Origin of the sequence: Bacillus sp. JJ1503 (assembly GCF_036965125.1) — a bacterium.
Taxonomy (GTDB): Bacteria; Bacillota; Bacilli; order Bacillales; family Cytobacillaceae; genus Cytobacillus.
Window position 1 is genome coordinate 1 of the sequence record NZ_JBALOZ010000278.1, and the last position, 13,793, is coordinate 13,793.

A 13,793-nucleotide genomic window follows, 5' to 3' on the forward strand; every position below is an offset into this window, starting at 1 on the left:
ATATATTATGGAGGTGATTGAATATGAGACCAAAGTTATCCGCTATTTCTGTAATTACTGTACTTCTTATGAGTATTTTTATGCCTTGCACAGCCCATGCAACTGTACAAAAAGGCAACAATGGTAGTATGAATTTCGATATTGACTTAACAGGTTATCTACTCTATGGATTTGGTGATTTTAATCAGCTGGGTTATAAAATAACACCACTTGCCCAATTATATTTTACAATTATTCAGTTGGAAGAAGAATGGATTGATGAACCACGACTATATATCAAGGGTAACAAAGGTTATGTTCACCTTTGGAAAGAAGATGGAACTAATGTACTTTATACTGTTGAAAAACAAACAAGTGGCCCATTAAAAGATAGGTGGAAAATTGTTGATGTTAAAAGAAAGAAAATTAACCGAATACCAGTTCCAAAACAATTACTTAAAGAAGCATTGATTGAACGCTTAGTTGACCCAATAAGTAAAGCTATTGAAACATATTATAAACCTAAACTGTGGGATCGGGGATTCGAGGAAATCCTTAAAATAGAGAGAGATGAGACAAATTTCAACTTAAATGTAACTGTTCAAGTTCAAACTTTCGAGGGGGCACATAATCCACCTTATGGTGAAGAAACAATTACTTTTCAAATTCAAGGTAGCCATATTAAGGTTGTTGATTATAAACATAGAGACATTCCAAAAGAAGAATGGACTAAGATAGAATTAAGAAATAATTCTTATAAGAAAACAAAGCAGCAATAAAAAAAATTTGGGGACTCAAGACCTGTCACTTTGCCTGATAATTTACACTTATTTCATGTGCTATTTTGCACATCCAGCTTTAAAACCAGCTATTTTTTCATGTGAATATTAACTCGGTTTTTTTTCCCTTAGACATTTTTTCAAATAAATCCACCGGCATTGTGAATTTGGTTGTTTTCTCATTACGTCAATATGTATCTATTTCTATCTGTTAAGGCTTGTCGTTGATTTTATAAATAACTAAACCCCGCCAAGTGATGGCGAGGTTTAGTTATTTATATTAAACTACCGATCTCCGTTACATGAACAAAGAACTAATTTATCGTGTGACTTTCTAATAAAACTTGCATTTTCAAAATAATAGACATCCCTCAAGTAAGTCTAATTTAAATTTAGTGGGGCTTAAGAGCATACAGGAGCACAAGGTAATTCCACGTTAGAATCTGAAGTCCCATTACTATAAAGGAAATTTGCAAAAGATGTTCCTGCAGTAAGTGTTACGCTACTGTTAAACGTATACGTGAATGACAATGGTGTAGCGGTAGTTTGATTGGGATTAGCTCCAATTCCATTGCCACTTGGGGCAGTAGTACAAATACCTTCGCAAGCAAATCCATCTGTACAAGTAAAATCTCCAAAAGATACACAAGGTAAATCTATACAGAATGTGACTAAGGGGCTACTAGGATTTATAGTAATTGTAAATGTGTTATTAAGCGGAGAAAATGTTGTCATTATCACTGTTCCACTTTCTGTAGTTATTGTTGAAGAACAAGGTATTACACCCATATATGGTGACCTCCTTTCAAATAAGATACATTTAAAATATTCTCACTTAAATTATTTGTTTGGACAAACAGGTAATCTTATAAAGATGTATGTAATAAAGTTGAACATCAATCTTTACTTCTCTGCAAAAAAACTGAATCGTTAGTTGAACAAGCACCCAGTTAAATATTGATATGAATTGTTCCATCTGATTTAACTGTAACCAATGGATACTCAGGAGAGTTTTCACCAGTAAGAATACTTTCTTTATCTAGAATTTTTGATAGGCTTTTCATAAATTTAAATACCGCAATAACTACAGTTATACTTTTAACTTCTTTTGGATCAATATCAAATTCTATTTCATCTTCTGAAAAGAAATGGCAATTAATCAAAACACCATTAATGTTAATAGACATTAAAATATGGTAGTCATTATCTTTTAAAAAATGGGCATCATCGGTTTCTTCATACTCCGTTTCTTGTCCATCCTTGTAATAAACAATATCCCAAGGAGAAGTGCGAATCCAATCAAAAAATTTTTGCCAATCGGTTAAATCAACGTCAACAATATAAATATCCCTTAGACTTCCATCCTTGAAAAATACTTTATCCAAAACCTCTTTTGTAATTTCTGTTTAATAAGTCCCAATAATATGATTATTTCATTTGTATTTTACCACTTCTTCTTGAACTAAACTGCCCGTTAGCCATCCATGAAGCGCAAAAATCAGCGCTTCACCACAGAGAATGAAAATGGATTCCCCTGTCTATACTGTTTCTACGGCTGGCGAAAAAGGTCGATACACTATGGTGCCATAGAGCCCATCCGGTAGTCTGACTCCAACGTAGTTAAATTCCAGAAACAAATCAGGGCTTCGGCTCTGATTTATTTTTTTGATAAAACCTGTCCTTTTTTCGACTTCATCCATATATAAAAAGTGAATGAATTTATAAAGAGTCTCAAGAAAGGGATGGTAATAATGGCAAGGTATCGCGTGGTTTACACTCAATTTTGGGATGATCCGAAGGTTGTGGAGGAAATGACGCCGGAGGATAAGTATGTGTTTCTTTATTTGTTGACGAATAAAAATACGAAACAAATCGGGATTTACACGATAACAAAAAGACAAATGGCTTTTGATACAGGGTATTCGCAAGAGGCCATTCAAAGTATCTTGGAGCGCTTGATCAATAAGCACAAACTTTTGAAATATAACCAGGAAACTCGGGAAATCGCTGTTAAGAATTGGGGAAAATTTAATTTTATTCGCGGCGGAAAACCGGTGGAGGATTGCGTGAGAAGCGAATTAGAAAAGGTAAAAGACTTACAGCTCATTGGGTATGTAGGGGAACGTATTCGAAATGTAAAGATGAGGAAGTTATTCGAATCATATGCTGATTCTTCTTTTGAATGGTCTAAAAACGAGTCAGATGATCTATCGAATCATGACAGTCTGGACGATACGTCCACGATACGGGGACAAAAAGAAAAACAAAAAGAAAAAGAAAAAGAAAAAGAAAAACAACTACTAAGTAGTCGGTGTGATCAGGTGTTTGATTTTTATCAACATAATTTTGGCGTACTATCGCCATTTATCACAGAAGAAATTGGAGATTCTGTAGACGAATTTGGGGAACTTCTTGTGATAGAGGCTATGAAAATATCATTATCTGTCGGTAAACGAAATTGGCGGTATACATATGGGATTTTGAAAAGGTGGCGTGACGAACGGGTGAACACGCTGGAAGATGTATGGGCGTTGGAGAAGGAGTTTGAACAGCGGAAAAAGGGTCCAGCTATGACAGAAATGAGCCCCAATGTACCAAGTATTTATCAGCATAATCCGTCAGAGGGGGAGGAGTGACATGACTGTCGAAAAAGCGCTGCTTGGCTGTATGCTGAAGGAGAATTTTTACATAGGGAATAGTGTGATCAGGCCTGAACAATTTGAAGACCATCGTCATCAAGCACTTTATAGGGAAATGCGTCTTTTGCATGAAAAAGGCAGGAGCGTGGACATCATTACGCTCACGACAACCGTGGATATGGAACCGTTCGGAGGAATCTCCTATCTTTACGATCTACAATCGTATGCCAATCCGAAAAAGTTTGATGAATATGAGCAGCTCCTTCTTGACCAATGGAAGGAGCGGGAGAAGAGAAATATTTTAACACGGGCAAAAGAGGAGGACTGGGGAATCCAGCAAGTGATTCAGACGTTACATCTCATTGATGAAGCGAGAATGGATGACCATTTGTCCATTTCAACAGCATTGGCTGATATTTATGAAGCACCATGGCAGGAAGGGAAGCAAACAAAAGGGATTCCTGCGGGGATTAAGCGTTTGGATCAAATGACGAATGGTTTTCAAGCGGGGGAGCTGACGGTCATTGCTGCTAGGCCATCCATGGGAAAAACAGATGTGATGCTCCATTTTGCGAAAGAAGCTGGCTGGCATGGGTATCTTCCCATTATTTTTTCACTCGAGATGCCTACTCAAAGCTTGGTACAAAGGTTAATCGCCTCCACAGGGGGGATCAACCGCATCAAATTACGAAACCCTTTTCAAAGTCTTAGTTTGGAGCAAAAGGAAAAATGGACGGACATTATCGGGCGTATATCCAAGACAGATATGCAGATATTTGACGGCGCCAGGCAAACAATCGCTGAGATGAGGGCGAAAACGAGAAAGCTGATTCATCAATTTCCTGAACCAAAACCGATCATCATGATTGATTATTTAACGTTAATTCGCCCAAACCAGGATTATGGCGGAAACATGCACATGCAAGTGACGGAAATTTCTCGGGAATTGAAGATGCTCGCCAAGGAAATGAACTGCCCCGTTCTCTTGCTTGCCCAATTAAATCGAGCGGTGGAGCAAAGGCAAAATAAACGACCTCTCATGTCGGACATCCGTGAATCGGGAAGTGTCGAGCAAGATGCGGACGTCATTATTTTCCTCTACCGTGATACGTACTATGATCTGGCCTCAGACCAGAAACAGCTGGAGCTGATTATCTCCAAAAACCGCAACGGCCCAGTCGGAACTGTTTTTGTAAACTATAATCAATTTACAGGGAGAATGGATGATGCCGACGATTGAAGCTCTTTATGAAGATGCCATGCGCTATGAGGAGCATGTCCTTGCTCATTACATTTTGTGCTTAATTCAAGAGGGGAAAATATCATTGGATGATGAGGATTCTGTTTTGTTTGAAGTTCAGCCAGATATGGAGAAATTGACAAACATGATTGAAAACAATTATCTTCGTTTTTGCGAGATTCATATGTATGCACTTAAGGTGGGGGAGCGGAAATGGGCTTTTATTTTTGCTGAAAGTGAAGAAGAAGCGAAAATACATTTGTGGCGAACGACGGGACGAAGGGCATTGAATTGTCGTGAAATGGCTCCGGATGAAGAGGTATTCATCGCTAATCGCTTTATAAGTTTTCGTGAATGGAAAAAGGAACAAAAGGAATTTCCTTGTTTGGTTGGATATTGCTGAAGGAAAGTGCCAGAAACGGCCGTCTTGACCCTTTCATGGAACGCGTTTTCTGAGGAAAGTGCAGAAACGGTTGTCATGAACCCTTCATGAAGCGTGTTTTCTTAGGAAAGTGCGAGAAACGGTCGTTATGATACTTTCATGGTGCGCGTTTTCTTTGTACTGTGCCAAAATCGCGATTTATTTAACGGAATTTTAAAAATAGTTTGAAAGTAGTAGTTAATTGCTTTACGATACGAGTAAAGTAGGTTTTCCAAATGAGAGAAGTGAGTTTTTTTAGTGAAAAAATCATATTTACCCTATTGTGTGTTCGTGTTCCGGATGTTCATCGGCGGACTAATCTGCCTAATATGATTGCCATCAAAATGGACCTGGAAGGAGTGGCTGAAATGTGCTGCATCGCTGGAGTTGGGGGCGATGTCTTGAAACGTTGGGAGACAAGGGATTGGAAATATGAAATTCATTCAAATAATATATATTATGAAAAGGGATTTTATTATGGATAGAGGACACAAGAAGAAATAGGCGGAAGAGGGGTTTTCATTTGGCTATTATATTTACGATGCTGATCTTAGGAATACTGTTAGGATTTATCGGGGCTGGCGGGGCTGGATTTATTATTGCGATTTTGACATTGATGTTTCATATCCCAATACATACGGCGTTGGGTACATCTTTAGCGGCAATGGCATTTACCTGTCTATCAGGTGTGGTCAGTCATTACCGCGAAGGCAATATCGTGTTAAAGGCGGGAATCGTTGTCGGGGCATTTGGTGCCATTGGCGCCTTTTTTGGCTCGATGATTGCCGCGATTATCCCTACTGCGCAATTGCATTGGTTCACTGGGGGCATACTGATTTTTTGTTCGATATTACTCGTTTTCCGATTATTTCTATTAAAACAGCCTTCAGCCGTGCAGGAGGCCTCAGCTGCTTCAGAAAATAATTACGGATTTTGGATTCGAGCAATTACTCTGGGGCTGCTTTCCGGTCTGATGGCAGGGTCTTTCGGCATCGGAGCTGCACCATTTATCCAGCTTGGATTAATGATCTTTTTAGGATTATCAGTCCGTCACTCCGTCGGAACCACGATGCTGGTCATGCTTCCAATCGCGATTGGCGGCAGCCTTGGATTTAGTACGGGCGGATATGTTGATGTGATTCTTCTTATACAAATATTAGTCGGTTCGATGACTGGTGCCTATATTGGCGCGAAATTCACCAACTTTGCCCCAAAATCAGTTTTAAAAATATCGATGATTTCAACGCCCGCAGTAGCTGGGCTTTTACTCCTCTTGGGCTAATAAAATGCGATTTATTTTGGCTATGGTGTTAGTCTCATAGTCAGGTAGGTTTTACTAAGTTAGGGGATTTGCTACATTCAATCGGAAAGAGGCAGGAATATGAAAAATCCCATAGTCATAGAAGGGAGATATATAGTTTGTCAGTTTATAAGCTTTAGAGAATACTAAGTTAAGGATGGTTGCAATTACCTAATCAGGAACAGAAGAAAAACTACCCAAATTATGTCATAATTAATACAAGAGAGTATGGATATTGAATCTAAAATACTAGAACTAAAGGTATTGCTCTTTAGGAGGTTTTTCTTGAATGACTAGTGCAGTGGTGACAAAGCAAACTTGGATGAGTTTTGTACAAGAAGGTTCTATCGATGAACGAAATTTGTCATATGAAATTCTCCAGTCTTGGCAATTATGTAGACAACATAACGTAAATCCGTATGATGGAGTTGCCACGAAAATTTTAAATAGAGAAGACTTTGAAAAAAAAATGAAAGAGAATCAACTATTGATCAGTTTGACGAAACAGACTCTTCCACAATTACAAAGATTTTTAAAGGCTTCCAATTATGTAACCATTTTAACGGACTCTGACGGATGTATTTTGTATAGAGCGGGTGAAAGTTCCATTGTAAATGCAGCAGAGCGTATTTCCTTTAAAGAGGGAGTAACATGGATTGAGGAGGAAGTAGGTACAAATGCGATTGGGTTGGTAAAGAGATGGCTAAAACCGATAAACGTTAATGGCTATGAGCATTTTGCTAGAGCCTCTCAATCTTGGAACTGCTTTGCCGCTCCGATTCTAAATCAAAATCAAGAACTGTTAGGGGTGCTCAATATTTCAAGCATGACTTCTATTCAGATACTCTTTCTATTATATGTTCATGGGATAAAACCATTTGTGCTTTATCGCCTCAACTCATTCCTAATTATCAAGGTTTGATAGGTTTATCGCTTACAGAAGTAGATAAAGAAGATTTAAACCTATCAAATACACTTATTCCCATCTTAAAAGAAAATAGAGTGATTGGTTACCGCATTCCGATTATGGAGGAAGAAGAACAAACCATACCTTTGAGATTTGATGGAGTTAAAGGAGTAAGTAAAAAATATCACGATCTGTTAAAAGAAGTAGAAAAAGTGGCTCCCACAGAAGCTCCTGTTCATATACTTGGTGAAACAGGTGTGGGAAAAGAAATAATTGCAGAGGCCATTCATCATAATAGTCATCGTTCAACAGGTCCTATTGTTAAGGTAAATTGTGCTGCTATTCCTGAACAGTTGTTAGAAAGTGAACTTTTTGGTTATGAACCAGGTGCCTTTACAGGAGCTAATAAAAAAGGCTTCAAAGGTAAATTTGAACAAGCAGACGGTGGTACTCTGTTTCTTGATGAGATTGGCGATATTTCTCAATCGATGCAAAAAGCTTTATTGAGAGTTCTTCAGCAAAAAGAGTTAACGCGTTTAGGTGGTACAGATGTCAGGAAGGTAAATGTCCGTCTCATTACAGCGGCCAATATCGATATAAGAGATTTAGTGAAACAAGGAAAAATGAGAGAAGACTTTTTTTATCGAATTTACGTGTATCCTATGACCATTCCTCCATTACGCGAAAGAAAAGAAGATATAAAAAGTTTAATAGAAAACTTTTTTCTGAAAGAACAATGGTTTCCGCGTTGGAGAAAAAGGTTAATCAGTATTTTTACAAAGGGTCAATGGCATGGGAATGTTCGTGAATTAAAAAATTCACTCGAACGATGCAAACTACTATATGCATATAAAGTTCCTACAGATGATGAATTGTTACAATTGACATCAACTTTGGATGAAATATCATTAACAAATACTTATACACAAGTGAATAACTTTAGAGAAGAAGTAGAAATCAACAAGATTAAAGACGCACTCATCAAATATAAGGGGCATGTATCCAATGCAGCAAAGGAATTACAAATATCGAGAGCCACTTTATATCGAAAGATGAAAAAATATGATTTGTAATCATAAAGATAGAATCAGTTGGATTTCATTCCGCGGATCTTATTTATTTCGAGAGATATTTTTTAGACCAGCCACTTATAGTGAGACAAAGCGAGTCGATATGAGACAAAATGAAACAATTTGAGAAAAGTTGTTTCATTTTGTCTTTATTTTTTTATAAAAAAGGAGTTAGAAACTATATCAATGTAGTAATTTTGAAGTTGGCACGAAATTTGCATTATAGAAGTGTGTAGCAAAAATACACCAAAGAATGACGTAAGATAGGGGATGGGCTGAATGAAAGCATTAAGATGGCATAACGCAAAAGATTTAAGACTAGACAATATTGATGAACCGGTAGCAAAAAAAGGGGAAGTAAAAATTAAAGTGGAGTGGTGTGGAATTTGTGGTAGTGATTTACATGAATATACCGCAGGTCCTATTTTTATTCCAGCGGAAACACCACATCCATTAACGGGTGATAAAGCTCCTATTGTCATGGGACATGAGTTTTCTGGACAAGTTGTTGAAGTCGGTGAAGGGGTATCAAAGGTACAAGTGGGTGACCGAGTTGCAGTAGAACCAATTTATTCTTGTGGAGAATGCGAAGCTTGTAAACAAGGAAAATATAATCTTTGCTCGAAAATGGGATTCTATGGCCTGGCAGGAGGCGGAGGCGGATTTTCTGAATTCACTTCTGTGCCAGAACATATGATTCATAAGCTTCCGGAAAATGTATCTTATGAACAAGGGGCACTCGTGGAGCCATCAGCTGTTGCTCTTCATGCTGTTAAACAAAGTAAAGTCCAAGTCGGCGATAAAGTAGCTGTTTTTGGAACGGGCCCAATCGGTTTATTAGTTATTGAAGCATTAAAAGCAGCGGGTGCAGCAGAAATTTATGCAGTTGAATTATCTGAACAACGCAGACAAAAAGCAGAAGAACTAGGCGCGATCGCGATTGATCCGAATAATGGTGACGTTGTAGAGCAAATCCACCAGCTAACAAATGGTGGAGTGCATGTTTCATTTGAAGTGACTGGAGTACCGCCAGTTTTAACACAAGCCATTAACTCTACGAAATTCAACGGAGAAACTATGATTGTAAGTATTTTTGAGAAGGAAGCATCCATTCATCCTCAAAATATCGTTCTAAAGGAACGTTCAGTAACGGGGATTATCGGATATCGTGATGTTTTCCCAGCCGTCATCAGTTTAATGGCACAAGGATACTTCCCTGCAGATAAACTCGTAACGAAACGCATCACGCTTGATGAAGTAATTGATGAAGGCTTCGAAGGTCTACTAAAAGAAAGAAACCATATAAAAATCTTAGTAAAAGCTGAATAATTGTTTGAGAAGGTATCTATCTTCGAATTAAATTTAGCATCAAGATTCTAAATATGAAAAAAAGATGATATGAACGGCACCCCTAATTTTAGCTCTGTCTAATATTAGGAGGTGCTATTCTTAAACAAATAGATCGTTTATGTTCATTCTCTTGCTTGTATGCTAGGTTTAATTTTTCCACGACTTCTTCTGAAGAAATCTCACCGTGAATTTCTTTTTCCATTAGATTAGATATTAATGGACTAGGCTCAAATGGCCCATCGATTTGATTTATATTTTGAGCAAATTCCCAGGATTTTCATCTAGCCTCTAAATTCTTATTTATGCAAATTTATTACACGACAACTCATTGTCCAACTGTTATTTTATGCTTTTCCCCCATTTTTATTTTTTGAGAGAATGATAGACTTTTAGGCAATGTAATGGATGCAAAACTAGCAAGAATGGCAAGGATCCCTGCAGCACCAAACGAAATGAAATGAGTTCCGAACACTTCGAATGCCCAGCCTCCCATGAATGACCCGATGGCTGCACCGATTTGATGCCCTACAAAATAGGCGAATCCGTTTAACATTCCGAGTAACCGCACTCCGTATAAGTCACCTAAAATCGCTGTGGACATAGCAACGGAACCGGCCCATACCAACCCTCCAATAAAGGAAACGAGAAAGAGCTGCCAGGTAGTCATCGATAAAACGAGAGCGAAAAATCCAAGTCCGCGAACAAAATAGATGATAAATAAAAGATTTTTCCGTGGAAAACGGTCCGCAAGCTGCGCTAAAAACAATGTGCCAATAATGGCAACAATCCCGATCATCCCTATCCCAAACGAAGCGGTCATGGGTGAAAAATGATGATCGATCAACATCGGCACCCCATGGGAACCTAATAGATTCATCCCAAATCCACAAGCAAATAAACTAAAAATAATTTTCCAATATGTCTTTGTCATTAATGCATCCTTAAATGTGATGGCTGGTTCTTCCCGGCTAATTTTCTCGCCAGCGGCTCCCATACCGTCAGCCCCAGCCGGAACATCTTCCCTCATTATTAAAATGGCTGATGGAAGGACAAGGATGATAAATATTCCACCAAATAGTAAGAGGGTGTTCTGCCAGCCGACAAGACCAATCAGCCAGGTTTCAGCGGGCGTCATTACGGCAATCCCCGCCATTGCCCCGGTCGTTAAATAAAAAAGTGCCTTCCCTCTCTGACGGACAAACCATTTACTAATAATGGGCGATAACGTAATACTACTTAAAAAAGAAAGTCCAATCGACAGGAACACACCGAATGATAATAGAAACGAAAGCATCCCGTTGGAGTTAACCGTCCATACAATCGAAATACATACAATGGCTAATCCTATCAATAATACAAAACGTGTATGAAAAGTTTTTAATAGAATTCCAGCTAGCAACATGCCGATCCCATAAACAATCATTCCAGCTGAAACAATCAGCGAAAATTCCGTGCGAGATAACTTTAAATCCTCCATAATCGGATTGACAAAGGGACCGATGCCCATTCGCAAGCCAGTAGTAAGCAACACAATGACGGAAGCAGCGATCACAATATACCAGCCAAAATAAAGGCGATTATTTTTATCCATGTTGTACTCCCATTTCAATTTTTTTTGCAAATACTTAAGCAAACCCTTCATGGCGAGTTTTTTCATAAAGGTCCAACAAAACGAGTCCCATGAACCTTTCATAGTGAGCGTTTTTCACACGGGTGCTCCGAAACGCGAGTCATGAACCCTTCATAGTGAGCATTTCTCGTACGGGCGCTCCAAGACGCGAGTCACATCTACTCTAAGTTTAAGATATTAAAAGGCAGATACCAAATTAGTTAGGCTTCCTAATTAAATATTCTAATTTGATTTCCTTAAAATTACAAAGTTTAAAATTGTCATTCGAGTTAAAGAAAGCACTAGTAAGAAAAGTTCGAGTCATATTTTTGTAGACAGGCTTTTCAATGAATGAAATAATTTGAATTATAAGATAAAGGAAATTTTAAAAAAATCTAAATTCTTTTAAGAGAAAAAGTGGTTAAGGATGCTAGAAGGAGTGGAAAAAAGATGAAGTATAATTTTGACGAAATAATTGATCGTAAAGGGACAAATGCAATGAACACGGACGGCTTTAGAGAATATATTTTTAAAGCACCAAAAGACATGGTTTTCCCTTATAAAGATGATGAATTTATTCGTATGTGGGTAGCTGATATGGAGTTTGCTGCTCCTCCTGAAATTATCGAAGCGGTCAAAGAGCGAGTGGATAAGCGGATTTTTGGTTATAGCAAGGTATTTGATCCAAACTATTATCTTGCTTTCTCCAATTGGACGAAACAGCATTACAACTGGACCTTCGAACAAGAGCACTTGGTGACTTCGCCTGGAATTATACCTGCTTTGTATGAGTTGGTTGAATATATCTGCAAACCAGACGAGAAGGTTTTAATTGTTACCCCGTCTTATGCCTATTTCAAACATGCTGCGGATTTCAGTAATATTGAATTAGTAACCTCTGATCTAGTGAATCAACAGGGTTATTACACGATGGATTTTGATGATTTAGAAGCAAAAGCGAGAGATGAAAAAGTAACATTATGCATTTTCTGTAATCCCCACAATCCATCTGGTCGTGTGTGGACTCCAGAAGAGTTAAAGAAATTTGGCGACATTTGCCTTGAAAATAATTTGTGGATTATTTCGGATGAAATTCATTGCGATTTGCTTAGAAATGGAGTTGTTCATACCCCACTGGCAAAAGTCTTCCCGCAAACAGATAGGATTATCACTTGCATGGCAACAAGCAAAACCTTTAATTTGGCTGGGTTAATGTTCTCGAACGTCATCATTCCTAATGATGAAATCAGAGCGGTGTGGAAGGCCCGCCACTACGATTTTGAAAACCCGCTGAGCATTGCAGCAACGCAGGCTGCCTACGAGCACGGTCATGAATGGCTAAAACAATTAAAAAACTATCTAGATGACAATTTTGCTTTTACCAAACAATATTTAGAACATCATTTACCTGAAGCTGAGTTTCGGATTCCTGAGGCCACTTATCTGGCATGGGTGAATATTAAATCCTATCTGCCCAACGAAGAAAACTTGCCATTATACTTTGCCAACAACGCTGGAGTGCTTCTAGAAGGAGGAAATATGTTTGTCGACAATTCAGACGGTTATATTCGCCTTAACCTGGCATGTCCAAGATCTGTTTTAGAAGAGGGACTAAAAAGAATATGTGAAGTGTTGAAAAAGGAAAGCGATATGAAATCAGATTGCTTGGTGGGTCAAGATTAATTGTTGATGTTCCCATTTTTCATATTTCAATAGTGTTCATAGAAAATAATAAAAGACAAATAGCCATCAAATGTTGTTAAATCAACTTTTGATGGTTATTGTTTGTTTTAAATAAGAAAGTAATACCTGAATTTTTCATTAAAACTTAGGATAGTTAATTTAAAGATGATCAACCAAGTTCAGAAAGATTCGCAGCAACCATAGATAATTTCTAACTAACCCGTTGGAACTTAAACAGGAATACTTGAAATGCAAAGGAATTTTACAATCGAATTTGTTTTATTCATCCAATTGTGGGGAGTTGTTGAATCTAGGAAAATACAATCAAAGGGATTCAGATCATATTCCTCTTTGTCAATAAGGATAGTAAGTTTCCCTTCTAGAACGTAAAGAAATTCTTGCCCCGAGTGTGAATAAGAATCCTCTCTATTAGCGCCTGGATTAAGCAATACTAATATAGGATTAAATAGTGGATTTTCAATGTTTCCCACTAAATCCCTATAAAAAAATTGGCTATGTAAGGTGTTCGTCTTATTAATTATGTTTCTCATAACAGTTGGTGTAGCTTTCCTATCAGAATCTGAAAAGAAGTAGCTCGGATTGACTCCAAGTGCTTCAGAAATTTTTTTCAATGATTCAAGCGTTATGGATGATTTTGAGCGTTCCACTTGAGATAAAAAGCTGATTGAAAGATTAGTTTGATCGGCTATTTGTTTTAATGTTAACTTTCGCTCTTTTCGTAAACTCTTTATTTTTACTCCAATTAAATCCTTCACTTCCACACTCCTTGTCTAACATTAATCAAGCTTGCCATTC

At 37.8% G+C, this 13,793-nt stretch carries 14 protein-coding genes; 11 read left to right on the top strand and 3 right to left on the bottom strand.

Annotated elements, in window-relative coordinates; genetic code table 11:
* Nucleotides 1-23: 23 nt before the first annotated feature.
* The gene (locus V7149_RS19970; RefSeq protein WP_335347345.1) at nt 24-758 is read left to right on the top strand and encodes a DUF3888 domain-containing protein; all 735 of its coding nucleotides are present in this window, start codon (nt 24-26) and stop codon (nt 756-758) included.
* Nucleotides 759-1,308: 550 nt separating this feature from the next.
* Complete coding sequence (locus V7149_RS19975; RefSeq protein WP_335347346.1) at nt 1,309-1,692, top strand: hypothetical protein; 384 nt, start codon at nt 1,309-1,311, stop codon at nt 1,690-1,692.
* Nucleotides 1,693-1,708: 16 nt separating this feature from the next.
* Here V7149_RS19975 and V7149_RS19980 read toward each other — a convergent pair whose 3' ends face one another.
* Nucleotides 1,709-2,143, bottom strand: a complete 435-nt coding sequence (locus tag V7149_RS19980) for a hypothetical protein (protein ID WP_335347347.1) — start codon at nt 2,141-2,143, stop codon at nt 1,709-1,711.
* 366 nt (nt 2,144-2,509) lie between these two features.
* Between V7149_RS19980 and V7149_RS19985 the strand changes: the two genes are divergently transcribed.
* The 8 genes from V7149_RS19985 to V7149_RS20020 all read left to right on the top strand — a co-directional run bounded on the left by V7149_RS19985 (nt 2,510) and on the right by V7149_RS20020 (nt 9,664).
* Nucleotides 2,510-3,394, top strand: coding sequence for a DnaD domain-containing protein (locus V7149_RS19985; RefSeq protein ID WP_335347348.1), 885 nt, complete (start codon nt 2,510-2,512; stop codon nt 3,392-3,394).
* A 1-nt stretch (nt 3,395) separates the two neighbouring features.
* Nucleotides 3,396-4,637: a replicative DNA helicase gene (locus V7149_RS19990; protein ID WP_335347349.1), complete on the top strand. Its 1,242-nt coding sequence runs from the start codon at nt 3,396-3,398 to the stop codon at nt 4,635-4,637.
* A complete protein-coding gene (locus V7149_RS19995; protein WP_335347350.1) occupies nt 4,621-5,040 on the top strand; it encodes a hypothetical protein in 420 nt (139 codons plus the stop codon). The genes V7149_RS19990 and V7149_RS19995 overlap by 17 nt, the downstream gene beginning before the upstream one ends.
* Before the next feature lie 254 nt (nt 5,041-5,294).
* Nucleotides 5,295-5,543, top strand: coding sequence for a hypothetical protein (locus V7149_RS26605; RefSeq protein WP_438824134.1), 249 nt, complete (start codon nt 5,295-5,297; stop codon nt 5,541-5,543).
* Between the two features lie 56 nt (nt 5,544-5,599).
* Nucleotides 5,600-6,340, top strand: a complete 741-nt coding sequence (locus tag V7149_RS20005; RefSeq protein ID WP_438824042.1) for a sulfite exporter TauE/SafE family protein — start codon at nt 5,600-5,602, stop codon at nt 6,338-6,340.
* Nucleotides 6,341-6,647: 307 nt separating this feature from the next.
* The gene (locus V7149_RS20010; RefSeq protein ID WP_335347352.1) at nt 6,648-7,280 is read left to right on the top strand and encodes a GAF domain-containing protein; all 633 of its coding nucleotides are present in this window, start codon (nt 6,648-6,650) and stop codon (nt 7,278-7,280) included.
* Nucleotides 7,281-7,384: 104 nt separating this feature from the next.
* Nucleotides 7,385-8,338 carry a sigma-54 interaction domain-containing protein gene (locus V7149_RS20015; protein ID WP_335347353.1) on the top strand — a complete coding sequence of 318 codons (954 nt, stop codon included), beginning with the start codon at nt 7,385-7,387 and terminating at the stop codon, nt 8,336-8,338.
* Between the two features lie 276 nt (nt 8,339-8,614).
* Nucleotides 8,615-9,664, top strand: a complete 1,050-nt coding sequence (locus V7149_RS20020; protein WP_335347354.1) for a 2,3-butanediol dehydrogenase — start codon at nt 8,615-8,617, stop codon at nt 9,662-9,664.
* A gap of 346 nt (nt 9,665-10,010) precedes the next feature.
* Here V7149_RS20020 and V7149_RS20025 read toward each other — a convergent pair whose 3' ends face one another.
* Entirely contained in the window at nt 10,011-11,276 is a 1,266-nt protein-coding gene (locus V7149_RS20025; RefSeq protein ID WP_335347355.1) for an MFS transporter, read from the bottom strand.
* A 468-nt stretch (nt 11,277-11,744) separates the two neighbouring features.
* Here V7149_RS20025 and V7149_RS20030 point away from each other — a divergent pair, with 468 nt between their 5' ends.
* Complete coding sequence (locus V7149_RS20030; RefSeq protein WP_335347356.1) at nt 11,745-12,977, top strand: MalY/PatB family protein; 1,233 nt, start codon at nt 11,745-11,747, stop codon at nt 12,975-12,977.
* 230 nt (nt 12,978-13,207) lie between these two features.
* On the opposite strand, the gene V7149_RS20035 is transcribed toward V7149_RS20030, so the two are convergent.
* Nucleotides 13,208-13,753 carry a helix-turn-helix domain-containing protein gene (locus V7149_RS20035; protein WP_335347357.1) on the bottom strand — a complete coding sequence of 182 codons (546 nt, stop codon included), beginning with the start codon at nt 13,751-13,753 and terminating at the stop codon, nt 13,208-13,210.
* Nucleotides 13,754-13,793: the final 40 nt, after the last annotated feature.

Bases quoted from the DNA above. Each gene is read 5' to 3' on its own strand.
- V7149_RS20025 (WP_335347355.1), bottom strand. From the start codon at position 11,276: ATGGATAAAAATAATCGCCTTTATTTTGGCTGGTATATTGTGATCGCT.
- V7149_RS20010 (WP_335347352.1), top strand. From the start codon at position 6,648: ATGACTAGTGCAGTGGTGACAAAGCAAACTTGGATGAGTTTTGTACAA.
- V7149_RS20030 (WP_335347356.1), top strand. From the start codon at position 11,745: ATGAAGTATAATTTTGACGAAATAATTGATCGTAAAGGGACAAATGCA.
- V7149_RS19990 (WP_335347349.1), top strand. From the start codon at position 3,396: ATGACTGTCGAAAAAGCGCTGCTTGGCTGTATGCTGAAGGAGAATTTT.
- V7149_RS26605 (WP_438824134.1), top strand. From the start codon at position 5,295: ATGAGAGAAGTGAGTTTTTTTAGTGAAAAAATCATATTTACCCTATTG.
- V7149_RS20005 (WP_438824042.1), top strand. From the start codon at position 5,600: ATGCTGATCTTAGGAATACTGTTAGGATTTATCGGGGCTGGCGGGGCT.
- V7149_RS20015 (WP_335347353.1), top strand. From the start codon at position 7,385: ATGGAGGAAGAAGAACAAACCATACCTTTGAGATTTGATGGAGTTAAA.
- V7149_RS19985 (WP_335347348.1), top strand. From the start codon at position 2,510: ATGGCAAGGTATCGCGTGGTTTACACTCAATTTTGGGATGATCCGAAG.
- V7149_RS19970 (WP_335347345.1), top strand. From the start codon at position 24: ATGAGACCAAAGTTATCCGCTATTTCTGTAATTACTGTACTTCTTATG.
- V7149_RS20020 (WP_335347354.1), top strand. From the start codon at position 8,615: ATGAAAGCATTAAGATGGCATAACGCAAAAGATTTAAGACTAGACAAT.
- V7149_RS19995 (WP_335347350.1), top strand. From the start codon at position 4,621: ATGATGCCGACGATTGAAGCTCTTTATGAAGATGCCATGCGCTATGAG.